Source organism: Ruegeria sp. HKCCD6119, from assembly GCF_013110585.1.
In the GTDB taxonomy this organism is placed as follows: domain Bacteria; phylum Pseudomonadota; class Alphaproteobacteria; order Rhodobacterales; family Rhodobacteraceae; genus Ruegeria.
On the sequence record NZ_WVQV01000002.1, the window covers coordinates 83,546 to 99,945 of the forward strand.

Sequence of the window (16,400 nt, forward strand, 5' to 3'; positions counted from 1 at the left end):
CGGGTTAGGGATTGCGGAAACGAATATTCTCGCGGCTGAGCTGGCCAACACTGGTGACACCCATCAGCTTCATGTCGCGCTCGATCTCGGCACGCATCAGCCCAAGGGCCCGTTCGACCCCAGCCTGCCCCGCGGCAGCCAGAGGATACAGGTAGTGCCGCCCGATACCCACCGCTTTGGCCCCGATCGACAGCGCCTTGAGCACATGGGTGCCACGCTGAATGCCGCTGTCCATCATCACGTCCAGTTTGTCGCCGACGGCATCGACAATCTCGGCCAGTTGATCGAACGGCGTGCGCGATCCGTCCAATTGTCGGCCACCGTGGTTCGACAGGATGATGCCGGTACAACCGATCTCAGCCGCGCGTTTGGCATCTTCGACGGTCATGATCCCCTTCAGGCAGAACTGACCATCCCAGTCGCGCACCATCTGCGCCACGTCATCCCAGTTCATCGACGGGTCGAGCATGTCGGTGAAATACCCGCCGATCGAGCTGGCCCCACCGCCCATATCCACATGTTCCTCAAGCTGAGGCAGCCGGAACTTTTCATGGGTGACATAGTTGATCCCCCACATCGGCTTGATCGCGAACTGGATCATGCCGCCCAGCGTCAAGCGGAACGGGATCGAGAACCCCGTGCGCAGATCACGCTCGCGGTTGCCGCCGGTGATGCTGTCGACGGTCAGCATCATGACCTCAACACCCGCCTCTTTGGCGCGCTGCATCATGGCGGCGTTCAACCCGCGATCCTTGTGAAAGTAGAATTGATAGACCTGCGGGTTTTTGTGTTTTTGGCGCAGCTCCTCCAGCGAGACGGTTCCCAGAGAGGAAACTCCGAACATGGTGCCGTATTTCTCGGCCGCCGCCGCGACCGCGCGCTCACCCTGATGGTGGAACAGGCGCTGCAACGCGGTGGGTGAGCAATAGACCGGCATGTCCAGTTTCTGCCCCATCACCGTGACGGACATGTCCACGTCCGAAACCCCGCGCAGGACCGAAGGCAACAGATCGCAGCGGTCGAACGCCTTAGTGTTTTCCCGATACGTCACCTCATCATCCGCGCCACCGTCGATATAGTTGAAGATCGGCCCCGGCAGCCGCTGTTTGGCCAGCCGCCGGAAGTCGTGGAAGTTATGACATTGGTTCAGACGCATCCGATAAGCTCCTTAATAGGCGACCGACGGCAACCAGGTGGCAAGGGTCGGCCACAGGAACACTAGCGCCAAACCGGTCAATTGCAGCAGGACAAATGGGATGATGCCCTTATAGATATGCGTCAGCTTGATCTCGGGCGGGCAAACACCTTTGAGATAGAACAAGGCAAAGCCAACGGGCGGCGTCAGGAAGCTGGTTTGCAGCGTCACAGCGACAAGGATCACGAACCAGACCAGCGCCGGTTCATCCAGTACGCCAAAGCCGGGGATGTCGATGCCCAGACCGTTCACGATGGGGCGCATCAGGGGCAGCACGATCAGCGTGATCTCGATCCAGTCCAGTACGAAGCCCAGCAGGAAGACGATGAACAGGATGAACAGAATTGTTCCGTTGGCACCAAAGCCGGTGGATTGCACCACATGTTCGATCAGTTCATCCCCGCCCAGTTCGCGCAGCACATAGGAAAACACAGTCGCACCAAGGAAGATCGCAAAGATATAGGCGGTGGTGTTGAAGGTCGACACCAGCACGTTCCACAGTTTGGCAAAGGTCAGCTTGCGATAGCCCAGCGCCAGCAAGGTCGCACCCAAGGCACCGATGCCGGACGCTTCGGTTGGTGTGGTCAGACCGGCAAAGATCGACCCCAGCACGGCAAGGATCAGCATCAGCGTAGGGATGACGGCAATGAGAACGTCCTTCACGGCTGCCCAGTCGGGGGCTTTCGCACCTTCAGGCACGGGAGCCGCGTCGCGTTTCACCAGAGCCAGAATAAAGATGTAGGTCAGGTACAAGGCGCCGATGATCACGCCCGGGAAAACCGCGGCCATGAACAGGTCTCCGACGGACAACGCCATCTGGTCGGCCATGATCACCAACATGATTGAGGGTGGGATCAGAATGCCCAAGGTCCCCGAGGCCGAAACCACGCCCGCAGCCAGCGTCGGCTGGTACTTCTGCTGCATCATCGACGGCAGCGACAGCACGCCCAGCAGTACAACCGAGGCACCAATGATGCCGGTCGAAGCCGCCAGAATGATCCCGATCAGGGTCACGGTGATGGCCAGTCCTCCGCGCACCGTCCCGAACAGGCGCTGCATCGAGGACATCAGACGCTCGGCCACTCCGGATTCGTCCAGCATCAGCCCCATGAAGATGAACATCGGCAGGGCAACCAGAACCGCGTTGGACATGGTCGCGTAGACCCGGTTCACCACCGCGCCAAGCGTCAGATAATCAAGCCCGGTAAAGGTGCTTTCCAACCCGGTCCACAGCATCAGATCGTTGTCGAACAGATAGGCCAGACCGCAATAGGCGACGCCGACACCGGCCAGCACCCACGCCACCGGGTAACCGGTGAACAAAAGCGCGATGAAGGTCAGGAACATCGCGATGACCAGCTTTTCCTCGGTCGTTTCGACCAGGAAGGTCAGGCCAACACAGACGGCTGCGAATACCGCCAGCACCAGAAGAACACGGCGCAGCGGCGCGCCTTCACGTTCCGAGGCCGGCCCGTAGATCAGCGCGTGCCCGTCATGGATCAACCGTGCCAACGCGGCCAGCGCCAACAGTACAAAGCTGATCGGAATGACCGCCTTGAAAGCCCAACGCGCAGGCAGGCCGGTTGGGCTGTCCGAGCGTTCGTTGACGCGGAAGCTTTCGTAGAAATAATCATAGCCCTGATCGACCATCAGATAGATGAACGGGGTCAGCAGGGTCAGGATGCCGATCACCTCGATGATCCGCTGCGCGCGGCGCGAAAGCTGCATATGCAGGACGTCCACACGCACATGGCTGTCGGTGATCAAGGCATACGAGATGCCGATCATCGTGACGATTCCATAGAAATGCCACTGGATCTCATCCAGTTTCGGGTAGTTCTGGCTGAACAGGTAGCGCAACGAGACCTGTGCGAAGATCGCGCCCATCAGCAGGACATTGGCCCACATGACGACATGACCCACAGCCTTGACCCCGGCGTCGATCGCGACGGCGATTTTCTGGCGGTCGGACTCGGGGTGTTCCAGGATGCCTTCATAGGCTTCGACTGGATCGTTGAGGTTCTTTTGGGTTGTCATGGTCATTCCTCGCTCAGCAACCCGGAATACGGGCAGTGAAAGGTTAGAAAGTCCGAAGATCGAAAAGCAGAGGCCGGAGCGGCGGATCGGGCCGCCCCGGCAACGTCAGTGAGGGAGAGATTACTGACGTGGGAGGAAGGCGTTCGTCTTCCAGAGGTTATAGCCGTCACGGAATTCGTTCATGTCGGCCAGAACCTTGGCAAAGAAGGCATCATTGGCGGCCTCTTCTGCGGCAACCTCTTCCCAGGTCGCGCGGAAGGTATCCAGCATCTCGGGCGACCACTGCTTGATGGTGACGCCGTTGTTTTCAACGTTGTCGATCAGGGCCGCGTGCTGGATGGCTTCGCCTTCGGCAAAGCTGTCCGCCATCGAAGCCTTGCAGGCGCTTTCGATGATTGCCTTGTGCTGATCGCTGGTTTCGTTCCAGACGTCCTTGTTGATCAGCAGTTCAAACACGGTCGCCTGCTGATGCCAGCCGGGGAAATAGTTGAACTTGACCAGCTTGTGGAAGCCCAGACGCGCGTCGATGGCAGGCATCGAAAACTCGGTCGCGTCAATCGCGCCTTTTTCCAATGCGGGGAAGATCTCACCACCTGGCAGTAGCGAGGTCGCTACACCCAGTTTCTGCATCACCTTGCCGCCCAGACCAAAGAAACGCATCTTCAGCCCGTTCAGGTCTTCGGGCGAATTGATCTCGGAAGCGAACCAGCCCGAGGTTTCCGGCGCGATGATGGCGCAGGGCAGTACTTTGACGTTGTAACCGGCCTGATCATACATCTCCTGATACAGGGTCATGCCGTTGCCATAATACAGCCAAGCCATGTATTCGCCCGCCTCGGGGCCGAACGGCACGGCCGAGAACAGCGGCGCAGCCGGGATTTTTCCGGCCCAGTAACCAGCCGTGGTGTAGCCCGAGTTGATCTTGCCGGTGGACACGGCGTCCAGAATTTCGAAGGGCGGCACCAGTTTTCCCGGCTCGTACACCTTCATCTTCATCGTGCCGCCGGACATCAGTTCCAGCTGATCAGCCACACGTGGAATAGGTGAACCCAGGCCCGGCAGTTCGGTCGAAAAGGCAATCGGTGTTTTCAGCAGCAGCTTGTCCGCCGCAACTGCGGGTGCCGCCAGCAGGCTGGCGGCCACGGCCAGGCTTGTCAGGGTCTTCTTCATGAAATCTCCTCCAGGTTTGGTCGGGTTTTCTCCGATCAGTGGCGCAGGCTCTTCCAGCGCCGCTCCGGTGGTAAACTAACTTTACCAACTCAAACCAGTCAATAACTTTGTTTACCACTTGCGCTAACCGAAACTGGAAGTTCGCCTTCGACAAGCCCTGCAAAATCCCGATGCGACTGCTTCAAAAAGCCAACAGATTCTCCAAAAATCATTCTTAAACAGACACGTAATTCACGTCCGGGAAGAACAGCCTCGCGCTTGAAATCTGAACGGATATGGTTATCTTTGTTTACCAGTTATTCTGGTTATTATAGCGTCACACGGGGCAGCATCTCATGAAAACCACGGCGATTTTTGAACCGGTTGGACACGAATCGCTGGCTGATGCGGTGGTTTCACAGGTCGAGGACCTGATCGCTTCGGGCATCCTGAAGCAGGGCCGGAAACTGCCCTCCGAGCGTGATCTGGCCGAGATGTTGCGCGTGTCGCGCCCGAAGCTGCGCGAGGCCCTTCAGGTGCTGGAGGAACGCGGGCTGGTCACAACGCAACACGGTGAGGGGACATTCGTCGCGGCCCTGACCGGACAAGCCATGATGCCCGCGCTTCTTGCTTTGTACGAACGCCACGAGCCGGCTTTCTTCGACTATCTTGAGTATCGTCGCGAGCAGGAAGGTTTCGCGGCCCGGCTTGCCGCACGTCGCGCCACCAAGGCAGACAAGGAACGGATTTCCGAGATCCTTGATGAAAACGAGCGTGCCTGGCAAGAGCAGGACGCCAAGGCTTCGCAAGAGGCGGACTTTGCGCTGCATTCCGCGATTGTGGATGCCAGCCAGAACGCGACCCTGATCCACATGATGGCGTCGATCTACGAACTCACCCGCAAGGGCGTTTTCTACAATCGTGACTTCCTGCGCACGATTGACGGGACCGGCGAAAAGCTGCTGCAACAACATCTCGAACTTGGTCGCGCGGTGATCGAAGGAGATGAAAAGCGGGCCGAAAAAGCGGCAAAGGACCACATCGACTTTGTTGAAGAATCTTTCAAACTCGGGATCGAGCAGAGGCGACGCGAAGCCATGGCCGAAAAGCGCCGGATACTGTCACGCTGACGGCTTTGTCACCCATTTGCCCTTCTGATTGCGGTGCCCCAGTCCCCGAGGTGGCCGCGAAAGGCACCTGTTTGGCGATTTGCGACCGGTTTCCAAACTTGCCCGATCCGGCTGTCAGATATCTTCTCCGGGCGGCTCCAGAAGGCCGCCTGGCTCCAACAAGGCCCGCTCGGACAGCCACGGGTTGAGCTCAAGCGCCTCGGACAGTGCTGAACGCGCGTCTTCCAAACGTCTCAACCCCATCAGGGACAAAGCCCGCCCACTTAGCGCACCGATATGGTTTGGCGACATTTCGATCGTGACATTCAGGTCGCGCAATGCCGCGTCAAAATCCTGCCTCAGGTAGTTTACAAAAGCCCGCTGATTGTAGCCTTCGGCGTAATCCGGGCAATATTCGACAAGTTGGTTGAAATCGTCCAATGCGCCCGACAAATCCCACGCCTCTCGTCGCGCCATTCCACGATCCAGCAGGGTCTGCGATCGGGCATCCGGCGCGTCTGTCCAAAGTTCCCACATTTTATTCGAGATGACCCGGGCGTCGCTTTGCGATTGCGCCTTTTGGACCTGCTTGATCAGCGCATCCACACCTTCGATATGATCCGGAGCCGCGGGGCATGTCTCGGCCATGGCCGAGCATGAACACGCGATCAGTAAAAACGTTGCAGCACAGGTTCGCATTACGAAACAAGGGTGGACCATAATTCCACCGCGTCAAGGCTGATGTTCAAAACCGCCCAGCATACCGGTTTCCTTCACGGCCTCCATCGCAACAAAAGTTGAAGTATTGGCGACATGCGGCAGAGACGAGATCTTCTCGGCCAATACACGGCGGTATTCCGACATCGTGGCGGTGCGCACTTTCAGAAGATAGTCAAAATTGGACGCGATCATATGCGCCTGCTCGACCTCGGCGGTTTTGCGGACGGCTGCGTTGAACTCGGCCAGCGCCTTTTCGCGGGTATCGGTCAAACGCACCTCGACAAACGCGACGTGATCCAGACCCAGCCGGATCGGATCCAGCATCGCCCGATACCCCTGGATCACTCCGCTCGCCTCAAGCCGTTTGAGCCGCGCTTGCGTCGGAGATTTCGACAGCCCGATCTCGCGCGCAAGATCGGCCACCGAGATACGGCCGTCCTCAGCCAGAATCCTCAGAATCGACCGGTCAAACCGATCAAGATCAGGAAAACTCATTTGAACTGTCCGCTGTTAAAAATTCAGATCATCCTCCTTCAAATATATCAAACTCAGTCCGTTGTCCTGATTTTTCCGCATTATATTATCGCAAAGACCGGAGGACATATGTCACACAGCCTGCGCACCCTCATCGATACTTCCACCTATGCCGATCAGTCGGCAGTTCTTGAGACACTGATCTCTCAGGCCAGCCTGACGGACACGGATCGCAGCGCCATCGGCGCCGCGGCTGCGCAGCTTGTGCGCGATATCCGGTCCAGCACCTCTCCGGGGTTGATGGAGGTGTTTCTGGCCGAATATGGCCTGTCCACCGACGAAGGCATCGCCCTGATGTGCCTGGCCGAGGCGTTGCTGCGTGTGCCGGATGCCGACACAATTGATGCGCTGATCGAAGACAAGATCGCGCCCTCCGATTGGGGCAAGCATCTGGGGCAATCCTCGTCCTCGCTGGTGAACGCCTCGACATGGGCACTGATGTTGACCGGAAAGGTGCTGGACGAGGGCAAGGCGTCTCCGGTCGGGGCGCTGCGCGGTGCGATCAAGCGGTTGGGCGAGCCGGTGATCCGCACTGCCGTGGCACGCGCGATGAAAGAGATGGGCCGGCAGTTCGTTCTGGGGGAAACCATTCAGTCCGCCATGGAACGCGCACGCGGGATGGAGGAGAAGGGCTATACCTATTCCTACGACATGCTGGGCGAAGCGGCCCGAACCGAAGCGGACGCGGCGCGCTATCACCTGTCCTATTCCCGCGCCATCTCGGCCATTGCCGAGGCCTGCACCCATGACGATATCCGCGCCAACCCGGGCATTTCGGTAAAACTGTCCGCCCTGCACCCCCGTTATGAGCTGGCACAGGAACAGCGTGTGATGGACGAGCTGGTGCCGCGGCTGCGGGCACTGGCACTGCTGGCCAAGGCGGCCGGAATGGGCCTGAACGTCGATGCAGAAGAGGCGGATCGCCTGTCGCTGTCGTTGCAGGTGATAGAGGCGGTGATGTCCGACCCGGCCCTTGCCGGCTGGTACGGGTTTGGCATCGTGGTTCAGGCCTATGGCCCGCGCGCAGGCCTGGTACTGGATACGCTGTATGGCATGGCCGAACGTCACGATCGCCAGATTATGGTGCGATTGGTCAAAGGCGCCTATTGGGATACCGAGATCAAACGCGCGCAGGTCGAAGGTGTGGATGGCTTTCCCGTCTTCACGCACAAGGCGGCAACCGACATCTCCTATATCGCCAATGCACGCAAACTGCTGGGCATGACCGATCGGATTTATCCGCAATTTGCCACGCACAACGCGCACACGGTCAGCGCCATCCTTCACATGGCCAAGGATCAACCGTTCGAGTTCCAGCGCCTGCACGGCATGGGCGAGACCTTGCATCAGATCGTGATGGACAAGCAGAACACCCGGTGCCGCATCTATGCACCTGTGGGGGCGCATCGCGACTTGCTGGCTTATCTGGTTCGGCGCCTGTTGGAGAACGGCGCGAATTCATCCTTCGTCAACCAGATTGTGGACGAAGATGTGCCACCGGAAGTGGTCGCCGCCGATCCGTTTGTTGCGGTCCGGACCCCTCCGCCCGCACTGCCGACCGGGCCGGAATTGTTCCAGCCTGAAAGACCGAATTCCAAGGGTTTTGACCTGCATCACACACCAACCCTGGATCAGATTGATGCGGCACGGGATCAGTTCCGCGCCCATCATTGGTATGCGCAACCCTTGCTGGCCGATGCGGCTAAACCCGATGCGGATGAGCCGGTGATCAATCCGGCACGGCCTCAGGACAAGCCCGGCGCGATGGCCCCAGCCAGCGCGGCGGATGTGGAAATGGCATTGGCCTCGGCCAACCCCTGGGATGCCCCCGCTGCCGAACGCGCCCGCATCCTCAATGCCGCAGCCGATCTTTACGAAGTGCATTATGGTGAGTTGTTTGCCCTGCTGGCGCGCGAGGCCGGGAAGTCGCTGCCCGATGCGGTGGCCGAACTGCGCGAGGCGGTGGATTTTCTGCGTTACTATGCAGCCAACATCCCCGATGCCGAACCCGCGGGGATTTTCACCTGCATCAGCCCGTGGAACTTCCCGCTGGCGATTTTCTCTGGGCAGATCTCTGCTGCGCTGGCAACCGGAAACGCGGTTCTGGCCAAGCCTGCGCCCCAGACGCCCCTGATCGCACATCGTGCCATTCAGCTTATGCACGAGGCGGGGGTACCACGCGATGTGCTGCAACTGTTGCCGGGTGGGCCTGCCGTGGGTGCGGCGCTGACGTCGGATCCGCGCATCTCGGGCGTGGCCTTCACTGGGTCAACAGCCACCGCGCTGAAAATCCGTGCGGCGATGGCCGGATCCATGCGCCCCGGTACGCCGCTGATCGCGGAAACCGGCGGTCTGAATGCGATGATCGTCGACAGCACCGCCCTTCCCGAACAAGCCGTGCAATCGATCATCGAAAGCGCCTTTCAGTCGGCGGGCCAGCGCTGTTCCGCCCTGCGCTGCCTGTATTTGCAGGAAGACATCGCCGATGACGTTCTGACCATGCTCAAAGGGGCGATGGATGCGCTGTCGGTCGACGACCCCTGGCTTTTGTCGACGGATTGCGGACCGGTGATCGACGAACAGGCCCGTCAGGGCATCGCCGAACATGTGACCAAGGCGCGCAACGAAGGGCGGGTGCTGAAGGAGCTTCCGTTGCCGCCCGAAGGCATCTTTGTTTCTCCGACGCTGATCGAGATCCCCGGCATCGCCGCGCTGGAACGCGAGGTGTTCGGCCCGGTGCTGCACGTCGCCCGGTTCAAATCGCAAGAGATCGACAAAATCATCGCCGATATCAACGCCACCGGATACGGCCTGACCTTCGGCCTGCACACCCGCATAGACGACCGCGTGCAGCATGTGACCGAGGCAATCCATGCGGGCAACATCTATGTAAACCGCAACCAGATCGGCGCCATCGTCGGGTCTCAGCCCTTTGGTGGCGAAGGATTGTCAGGCACCGGCCCCAAGGCGGGTGGGCCGAACTACATGATCCGGTTCTGCGCACCCGACCGTCAAAGCACGGCGGATACCTGGGGCGCCGTGGCTGATCTGCCTGCTGCACAAGGTCAACCTGTGCCGGTCAAAACCCGGTCCCTGCCCGGCCCGACCGGTGAATCGAACCGCCTGAGCGTGTATCCCCGTCCGCCTCTTCTTTGCTTGGGACCCGGAGAGGCCGCAGCGCGTGCGCAGGCCGATGCTGTATCTGCGCTGGGTGGCACCGCCATTCAGGCGACCGGGATGCTTGACCTGCACCGGTTGGAAAACCTGACCGGCATTTCGGGCGTGTTGTGGTGGGGAGACGAGGAAACAGCGGGGCAGATCGAACACCATCTGGCGCGCCGCGACGGCCCGATTCTGCCGCTTATTCCCGGCAAGCCCGACCGCGCGCGTGTTCTGGGTGAACGCCATGTCTGCGTGGACACGACCGCGGCGGGTGGAAACGCCGTGTTGTTGGGAGGTGCGGCATAAGCTTGCCTTGACGCTGGGCGCACAAAAGCCCAGCGTCACGGCATGTTTCCGATCCGCGACCATAACCCTTCGGGGCGCACACCTTATGTTGTCTATGCCTTGCTGGCGGCCAATATCCTGATCTTCCTCAGCTATGTGGGGATCATGAATGATGGGCCACGGATCGGCAGGCTGTTTTTCGACTACGCCATTATTCCGGCGCGGGTCAGCGACGGGTTCGGGCTGGAAACCCTGGTGACATCCATGTTCCTGCACGGGGGGTGGATGCACTTGGCCGGCAACATGCTGTTTCTGTGGATCTTCGGTGACAATCTGGAAGACGAGATGGGCCATCTGCCCTTCCTGCTGTTTTACATGGCGGCAGGAATCGGCGCGGGCCTGATTCACGTCATCACCGGGCCCGAATCCCAAGTTCCCACTGTTGGGGCCTCGGGCGCGATTGCGGGCGTGATGGGCGGGTATCTGCTGCTGTTCCCGAAAGCACGGGTGGATATCCTGCTGATCCTGATCGTCTATTTCAGGGTCTTTACCATCCCCGCCTTCATCATGCTGGGCGTCTGGCTGGCGATACAGTTCTTTGGCAGTGTCACCAGCAATCCAGACGAAGGCGGCATCGCCTATTGGGCCCATACCGGGGGATTTGCCGTTGGCCTGATCCTGTGCATCCCGCTGTGGCTGAGACGCGGCGGAATTCAGTTCTGGGATCGCACCCACGGACATCCGCCCCACCCGGAAGCGAGGTACAAGCTGTCACAATCCCGCATTCCGCGCGTTCCGCGCCGCTAAAGCCGGTTCAAAGGGCGCCTAGCCCCGGATCACCTTGGCGAACTGATCGAAGATCGGTTCGTTCGAACAGATCACTTCACCATCTTCCAGCACGTTGCCTTCAGGGTTAAGCGCCTGCACGAAGCCGCCAGCCTCTTTGACGATGATCACACCGGCAGCCAGATCCCACGCATTCAGGCGGCGTTCCCAAAAGCCTTCGTACCGGCCTGCGGCCACATATGCCATATCCAGCGCGGCGGCGCCCCAACGACGCACACCGGCGCAGGCGGGCATCAGACGCGCCAGATCCTGCAAAGTCGCAGGCAGATCCGAGCGGCCACCAAAGGGCAGACCGGTCGCGAAGACCGATTCAATCATGCGATGACGACCCGACACGCGAATACGGGTGTCGTTCATCCAAGCGCCCTCACCTTTTTCAGCAAAGAACATCTCGTCCTTGGCGGCGTCATAGATCACGCCGGCAACGATCTTGCCCTTGTGTTCCAGTGCTATGGAAATCGCCCAATGCGGCAGGCCGTGCAGGAAATTGGTGGTGCCGTCCAGCGGATCGACGATCCAGCGGCGGGTCGGATCCTCACCATCGATGGAGCCGCCCTCTTCGGCCAGCCAGCCATAGGTCGGTCGTGCGCCCAGCAGCTCTTCTTTCAGGATGGCTTCGGCGGCGATGTCGGCCTTCGAGACGAAATCACCGGCGCCTTTCATCGACACCTGCAGATTCTCGACTTCACGGAAATCCTTGACCAAAGAACGCCCCGCCTTGCGCGCGGCCTTGATCATGATGTTGAGATTTGCGCTGCCAACCATTGTCAAAAGGCTCCTGTTCGGTCAAACCGCGCGTATACTGCCGCAATGCGCCCTTGCCAAGAGGAATGATGCGCATAACAGACCCGCAGGAAACGCCGTTACTGGGATTGCAGCTTGCGCGCTTCTTCCCGGGCCAGTTTCACCAGTTCCTGCACAAAGGGTTTCTCCAGATCTTCCGAACGGATCGCGGCATAGAGACGCCGTGTAATGCCCTCTTTCGTCAGGGGTCTGGTGACGTAGTCCGAGTTGTATTTGACTTCGCGCACGACCCAATCCGGCAGCACTGAAATGCCCCGGTTCGATGCCACCAGCAGAAGGATGACGGCGGTCAGTTCCACCTGCCGGATCGTGGCAGGCTCAACCCGCGCCGGGATCAACAGCTGGCTGAACACATCCAGGCGGGTGCGTTCCACTGGATAGGTGATCAGGGTCTGGCCGCGAAAATCCTCGGCCTCGACATAGTCTTTCTTGGCCAGGGGATGGGTCGAAGCGGCCACAAACACCGCGTTATAATCAAAAAGTTCGACAAACTCGACACCCGGCAGGTCCTCGGGATCGGACGAGACCACCAGATCGACCTCTTCCTTCTGCAAGGCCGGAAGCGCGTCGAAGGCAAGACCAGGGCGGATATCGACATCCACGTCGCCCCAGGATTTCCTGAAGGATTCGAGCACCGGGAACAGCCATTCGAAACAAGCGTGGCATTCGATGGCTATATGCATCCGCCCCGTGCGCCCGTCCCGCAGCGAAGAAAACTCATTCTGGGCGGCTTCGACCTGCGGCAGTATCTGCTCGGCCAGGCGCAAAAGCCGCAAACCGGCAGCCGACAGTTTCATGGGTTTGGAGCGGCGCAGAAACAGCTCGACCCCGGCCTGATCCTCCAACCCTTTGATTTGATGGCTCAATGCGGACTGGGTGATGTTCAACTGATCCGCAGCGCGGGCCAGCCCGCCGCATTCATGGATCGCCTTGATGGTGCGCAGGTGCCGGAATTCAATATGCATTTCAAACAGCATTCATGTTGTTGTTGAGTAATATGAGTTTGTTTCACAATGCATGCCATGGCACAAGAGGCTCAGTTGATCCAGTGAGGCCACGATGTCCAAACCTGAAATTTCCTTCGAGTTCTTTCCGCCCAAAACTCTGGAAGCCTCTTTCCGCCTTTGGGACACGGTCCAGACATTGGCCCCTTTGGATCCCCGTTTTGTTTCCGTCACCTACGGCGCTGGTGGCACGACGCGTGAACTGACGCGCGACGCGGTTTCGACCCTGCACAAGTCATCGGGCCTGAACGTGGCCGCTCATCTGACCTGTGTCGATGCTTCGCGGCAGGAAACGCTGGAGATCGCAGACACCTTTGCCCGCGCCGGCGTGCAGGACATCGTCGCCCTGCGCGGCGACCCGCCAAAGGGTCAGGACAAGTTTGTGCCGCACCCCGACGGGTTTTCCAGTTCTGTTGAACTGATCGAGGCACTGGCCGAAACCGAAATGTTCAGCATTCGTGTCGGGGCCTATCCCGACACCCACCCCGAGGCTGCAAACATGGCTGCGGATGTGGACTGGCTGAAGGCCAAGCTGGACGCAGGTGCAGACGAAGCGCTGACGCAGTTCTTCTTCGAAGCCGAAACCTTTTTCCGGTTCCGCGATGCTTGCGCCAAGGCCGGCATCGACAAACCGATCGTGCCGGGCATCCTGCCGATCGAGAACTGGGCAGGCGCCCGCAACTTCGCCAAGCGCTGTGGCACGCATATTCCCCAGTGGGTCGAACAGGCGTTTGAAAAGGCGGTGCGCGATGGGCGTGAGGATCTGTTGGCCACGGCAATCTGCACAGAGCTGTGTTCAGACCTGATCGAAGGCGGCGTGGACAAGCTGCATTTCTATACCCTGAACCGTCCCGAATTGACGCGCGATGTCTGCTTCGCACTGGGCATTACACCGCGCGTTGAACTGGAAAACGTTGCCTGACTTTCAAAAAATCCAATGGTTCGCCCGGGTTACGTTTACGCCCGGGCGTTTGTCGTTTCGGAAGATGTGTACTGTTTCACAACCACGCCTATAAAACGGCGCCTTTGAGGGACAATTGAATCTCAACATCGCGATTGTTGTCACCAGCCCCGCAAATCATCCTTGAAAATTGACAAAACTATGACTGTGACCACACTGGTACTGTGTAGTTTGTAAAGAGTGTTTTGAGTATGGAACCTGTCGATAAAGTGCGGGCACGCGCGGATGCGTTGGCTGATCTGGGGTTGAGCCCCTGCGCCGGTTCCCAAGAGATCAGGGACGCATGGAGGCAGATCGCATTCCATTCACACCCCGATCACAAGGATGGGGACAGTTCCGGTTTTTCGCGCGCCAAGGCGGCTTATGATTTTCTGCGCAAAGAAGGTTTGGTTATGAAAGGTGGTGCCAGTTCCGGCCCTCCGCAACCGCGCCGACCCCGTTTGAAGAAGCGCATCATCGAACTTCCGCTGGAGGATATCGCCGCCTGCAAGGCGATGCTGAATCCCGACCAGAGGTTGCCGCAAATGCACGATGAAGCGGATGTTCAGGACAGATCTGATGCATGTGTCTCGGATCACATTCCCGACGCGGTCGGGTGTTACGGGCGGCATCTGACCTATTTTGTCACCACGCCCGTGCATCATGGGGCAAATCGCGTGGCCTTGCCGACGACCGTCCTGACCAACGCGCGCCACACCGAGGCTGAAATTTTGAGCTTTCAGTCAAAAGATACCGGCGCCGGAGAGGTCATCATCCCCGATACGATCCGCGAACGGAAATTTCCGGGGGCCAAGAGTGTGCGGATCAGGTTTGATGCCGATCAGGATATTCGGGATCAATTCTGGCTTGCGGGGTAACGGCCTCTGCCCGGCTGGACCAGCCGGGCTTGGGTCTTTTGATGCCGGATCAGTTCGAGACCGGGCCTTCCGACGTGAATTTCGGGATCACATTGGTCGAAGCGTCGCTTGGTTCGATACCGGGCCAGTTTCCTTCGGCAAGATTGATATTGCCTGGAATGTCTTCCTCGAAAAATCCGACAACCACGTCGGTGATGTTGAGATACAGCTTGTCATCCACGATCCGCCACAGGTTTGGATTTGCAGGAACCTTGCCACCACGCGACACGCCGTAAGCGCAGTGCCCATCATATTGCGGCGCGTAGTATGCTGGGTTTTCAAGGAATTTGTCGCGGTTTTCCTCGGTCGCAAATGCCCAGGTCGCACCGTTGTACTCGGCGGTGATGTTGGCATTTCCGCGCACACCTTCGGGCTGCGACTGGCCCACAGGCATCTGATCCAGGCTGCGATAGGCAACGACATCATAACCCGAAACAGCAAAACCTGTGCCGTCGATATATTGAGGGCCGGCAAAAGCCGGAACCGCCAGAGCTATGGCCGCAGCGAGTGTCAATGCAAAGCGTTTCATGTCGTTCATCCTTTTCGGGTCAACTAAATCCGTGATGCCTTGCGGCAGGTCTGACAGGACAATATGCGATTCCCAAGCGGTGCGTAGTCCCCCTAACGCCGCTGTGACCCGACACGAGAAAACGTGAGAGTTTGGAGGCGGATTGTTACAGAATACGCCAGTTGAGTGGGGTTGGACTCGGCGGTTTGCAATATTAGCTGTATGGCAGCCCTGACATAGGCAAGAAAGGCAAGAGATGAGCGACCAATCCTCGTATACCCCTCCAGCGGTCTGGACCTGGGACAGTAAAAGTGGCGGACAATTCGCCAACATCAACCGACCGATCGCCGGAGCGACCCATGAGAAGGACCTGCCGGTCGGACAGCATCCTCTTCAGCTTTACTCGCTCGCGACACCCAATGGCGTAAAAGTCACGGTGATGCTGGAAGAGCTGTTGGCACTTGGTCATGAAGGCGCTGAATACAACGCCTGGCTGATCAACATCGGAGAAGGCGATCAATTCAGCTCGGGCTTTGTCGAGGCCAACCCGAACTCGAAAATCCCCGCGCTTTGGGATCGGTCAGGTGACAAACCTGTTCGTGTTTTTGAAAGCGCCTCGATCCTGTTTCATCTGGCTGAAAAGTTCGGCGCGTTTCTGCCCGCATCCGGCCCCGAGCGGACCGAGGTGATGAACTGGGTGTTCTGGCAGATGGGCAGCGCGCCTTACCTGGGCGGTGGGTTCGGGCATTTCTACGCCTATGCACCCGAGAAATGGGAATACCCGATTAACCGTTTCGCCATGGAGACCAAGCGCCAACTGGATGTTCTGGATCGTGAACTGGCGGAAAAAACCTTCATCGCGGGCGAAGACTATTCAATCGCCGACATGGCGATTTGGCCCTGGTATGGCCAGTTGGTTCTGGGCCGCCTTTACAGCGCGGCAGAGTTCCTGGACGTGAAATCCTACAGGAACGTCATGCGATGGGCCAAGGCAATCGACGCGCGCCCGGCGGTTCAGCGCGGCCGCATGGTCAACCGCGCCTTTGGCGAGCCGCACACGCAGCTTCACGAACGCCACGACGCCAGCGATTTCGAAACCCGCACGCAGGACAAGCTGGAAGCGGCAGCGGAATAAACATATCTTAGGCGCTATGACACGCGGTGCAGCTTGCGCCGCGTGTTTGTGTTTG

The 16,400-nt window shown here is 59.0% G+C and carries 14 protein-coding genes; 6 read left to right on the forward strand and 8 right to left on the reverse strand.

Annotated features, from left to right (window positions below):
* Positions 1–4: 4 nt before the first annotated feature.
* The 3 genes from GS611_RS07645 to GS611_RS07655 all read right to left on the reverse strand — a co-directional run bounded on the left by GS611_RS07645 (position 5) and on the right by GS611_RS07655 (position 4,402).
* Positions 5–1,156 (reverse strand): alpha-hydroxy acid oxidase, encoded by a 1,152-nt coding sequence (locus GS611_RS07645; RefSeq protein ID WP_171634289.1) that lies wholly within the window; start codon positions 1,154–1,156, stop codon positions 5–7.
* A 12-nt stretch (positions 1,157–1,168) separates the two neighbouring features.
* Positions 1,169–3,232 carry a TRAP transporter large permease subunit gene (locus tag GS611_RS07650; protein WP_171634291.1) on the reverse strand — a complete coding sequence of 688 codons (2,064 nt, stop codon included), beginning with the start codon at positions 3,230–3,232 and terminating at the stop codon, positions 1,169–1,171.
* 120 nt (positions 3,233–3,352) lie between these two features.
* Positions 3,353–4,402 (reverse strand): TRAP transporter substrate-binding protein, encoded by a 1,050-nt coding sequence (locus GS611_RS07655; RefSeq protein WP_171634294.1) that lies wholly within the window; start codon positions 4,400–4,402, stop codon positions 3,353–3,355.
* 335 nt (positions 4,403–4,737) lie between these two features.
* Between GS611_RS07655 and GS611_RS07660 the strand changes: the two genes are divergently transcribed.
* Positions 4,738–5,511 carry a FadR/GntR family transcriptional regulator gene (locus GS611_RS07660; protein ID WP_171634297.1) on the forward strand — a complete coding sequence of 258 codons (774 nt, stop codon included), beginning with the start codon at positions 4,738–4,740 and terminating at the stop codon, positions 5,509–5,511.
* A gap of 114 nt (positions 5,512–5,625) precedes the next feature.
* Here GS611_RS07660 and GS611_RS07665 read toward each other — a convergent pair whose 3' ends face one another.
* Together GS611_RS07665 and GS611_RS07670 are read right to left on the reverse strand one after the other, a co-directional pair.
* Complete coding sequence (locus tag GS611_RS07665) at positions 5,626–6,138, reverse strand: hypothetical protein (RefSeq protein WP_371732234.1); 513 nt, start codon at positions 6,136–6,138, stop codon at positions 5,626–5,628.
* 84 nt (positions 6,139–6,222) lie between these two features.
* Entirely contained in the window at positions 6,223–6,705 is a 483-nt protein-coding gene (locus GS611_RS07670) for an Lrp/AsnC family transcriptional regulator (protein ID WP_171634300.1), read from the reverse strand.
* Between the two features lie 108 nt (positions 6,706–6,813).
* Between GS611_RS07670 and putA the strand changes: the two genes are divergently transcribed.
* Both putA and GS611_RS07680 read left to right on the forward strand, forming a co-directional pair.
* Positions 6,814–10,212, forward strand: a complete 3,399-nt coding sequence (gene putA / locus GS611_RS07675; protein ID WP_171634302.1) for a bifunctional proline dehydrogenase/L-glutamate gamma-semialdehyde dehydrogenase PutA — start codon at positions 6,814–6,816, stop codon at positions 10,210–10,212.
* 42 nt (positions 10,213–10,254) lie between these two features.
* Positions 10,255–10,998, forward strand: a complete 744-nt coding sequence (locus GS611_RS07680; protein ID WP_171634305.1) for a rhomboid family intramembrane serine protease — start codon at positions 10,255–10,257, stop codon at positions 10,996–10,998.
* An 18-nt stretch (positions 10,999–11,016) separates the two neighbouring features.
* Here the strand turns inward: GS611_RS07680 and GS611_RS07685 are convergent, their stop codons facing one another.
* Both GS611_RS07685 and GS611_RS07690 read right to left on the reverse strand, forming a co-directional pair.
* Positions 11,017–11,802: an inositol monophosphatase family protein gene (locus GS611_RS07685; protein WP_171118687.1), complete on the reverse strand. Its 786-nt coding sequence runs from the start codon at positions 11,800–11,802 to the stop codon at positions 11,017–11,019.
* 98 nt (positions 11,803–11,900) lie between these two features.
* Entirely contained in the window at positions 11,901–12,806 is a 906-nt protein-coding gene (locus GS611_RS07690) for a LysR family transcriptional regulator (protein ID WP_171635145.1), read from the reverse strand.
* Positions 12,807–12,900: 94 nt separating this feature from the next.
* Between GS611_RS07690 and metF the strand changes: the two genes are divergently transcribed.
* Positions 12,901–13,767: a methylenetetrahydrofolate reductase [NAD(P)H] gene (gene metF / locus GS611_RS07695; protein ID WP_171634310.1), complete on the forward strand. Its 867-nt coding sequence runs from the start codon at positions 12,901–12,903 to the stop codon at positions 13,765–13,767.
* 230 nt (positions 13,768–13,997) lie between these two features.
* The gene (locus GS611_RS07700) at positions 13,998–14,663 is read left to right on the forward strand and encodes a J domain-containing protein (RefSeq protein WP_171634313.1); all 666 of its coding nucleotides are present in this window, start codon (positions 13,998–14,000) and stop codon (positions 14,661–14,663) included.
* 49 nt (positions 14,664–14,712) lie between these two features.
* Here GS611_RS07700 and GS611_RS07705 read toward each other — a convergent pair whose 3' ends face one another.
* Positions 14,713–15,231, reverse strand: a complete 519-nt coding sequence (locus GS611_RS07705) for a YHS domain-containing (seleno)protein (protein ID WP_171634317.1) — start codon at positions 15,229–15,231, stop codon at positions 14,713–14,715.
* A gap of 235 nt (positions 15,232–15,466) precedes the next feature.
* Here GS611_RS07705 and yghU point away from each other — a divergent pair, with 235 nt between their 5' ends.
* Positions 15,467–16,345, forward strand: a complete 879-nt coding sequence (yghU, locus tag GS611_RS07710; RefSeq protein WP_171634320.1) for a glutathione-dependent disulfide-bond oxidoreductase — start codon at positions 15,467–15,469, stop codon at positions 16,343–16,345.
* Positions 16,346–16,400 lie beyond the last annotated feature (55 nt).

Bases quoted from the DNA above. Each gene is read 5' to 3' on its own strand.
- GS611_RS07680 (WP_171634305.1), top strand. From the start codon at position 10,255: ATGTTTCCGATCCGCGACCATAACCCTTCGGGGCGCACACCTTATGTT.
- yghU (WP_171634320.1), top strand. From the start codon at position 15,467: ATGAGCGACCAATCCTCGTATACCCCTCCAGCGGTCTGGACCTGGGAC.
- putA (WP_171634302.1), top strand. From the start codon at position 6,814: ATGTCACACAGCCTGCGCACCCTCATCGATACTTCCACCTATGCCGAT.
- GS611_RS07670 (WP_171634300.1), bottom strand. From the start codon at position 6,705: ATGAGTTTTCCTGATCTTGATCGGTTTGACCGGTCGATTCTGAGGATT.
- GS611_RS07645 (WP_171634289.1), bottom strand. From the start codon at position 1,156: ATGCGTCTGAACCAATGTCATAACTTCCACGACTTCCGGCGGCTGGCC.
- GS611_RS07690 (WP_171635145.1), bottom strand. From the start codon at position 12,806: ATGCATATTGAATTCCGGCACCTGCGCACCATCAAGGCGATCCATGAA.
- GS611_RS07685 (WP_171118687.1), bottom strand. From the start codon at position 11,802: ATGGTTGGCAGCGCAAATCTCAACATCATGATCAAGGCCGCGCGCAAG.
- GS611_RS07655 (WP_171634294.1), bottom strand. From the start codon at position 4,402: ATGAAGAAGACCCTGACAAGCCTGGCCGTGGCCGCCAGCCTGCTGGCG.
- GS611_RS07700 (WP_171634313.1), top strand. From the start codon at position 13,998: ATGGAACCTGTCGATAAAGTGCGGGCACGCGCGGATGCGTTGGCTGAT.
- GS611_RS07660 (WP_171634297.1), top strand. From the start codon at position 4,738: ATGAAAACCACGGCGATTTTTGAACCGGTTGGACACGAATCGCTGGCT.
- GS611_RS07650 (WP_171634291.1), bottom strand. From the start codon at position 3,232: ATGACAACCCAAAAGAACCTCAACGATCCAGTCGAAGCCTATGAAGGC.
- GS611_RS07665 (WP_371732234.1), bottom strand. From the start codon at position 6,138: ATGGCCGAGACATGCCCCGCGGCTCCGGATCATATCGAAGGTGTGGAT.
- metF (WP_171634310.1), top strand. From the start codon at position 12,901: ATGTCCAAACCTGAAATTTCCTTCGAGTTCTTTCCGCCCAAAACTCTG.
- GS611_RS07705 (WP_171634317.1), bottom strand. From the start codon at position 15,231: ATGAAACGCTTTGCATTGACACTCGCTGCGGCCATAGCTCTGGCGGTT.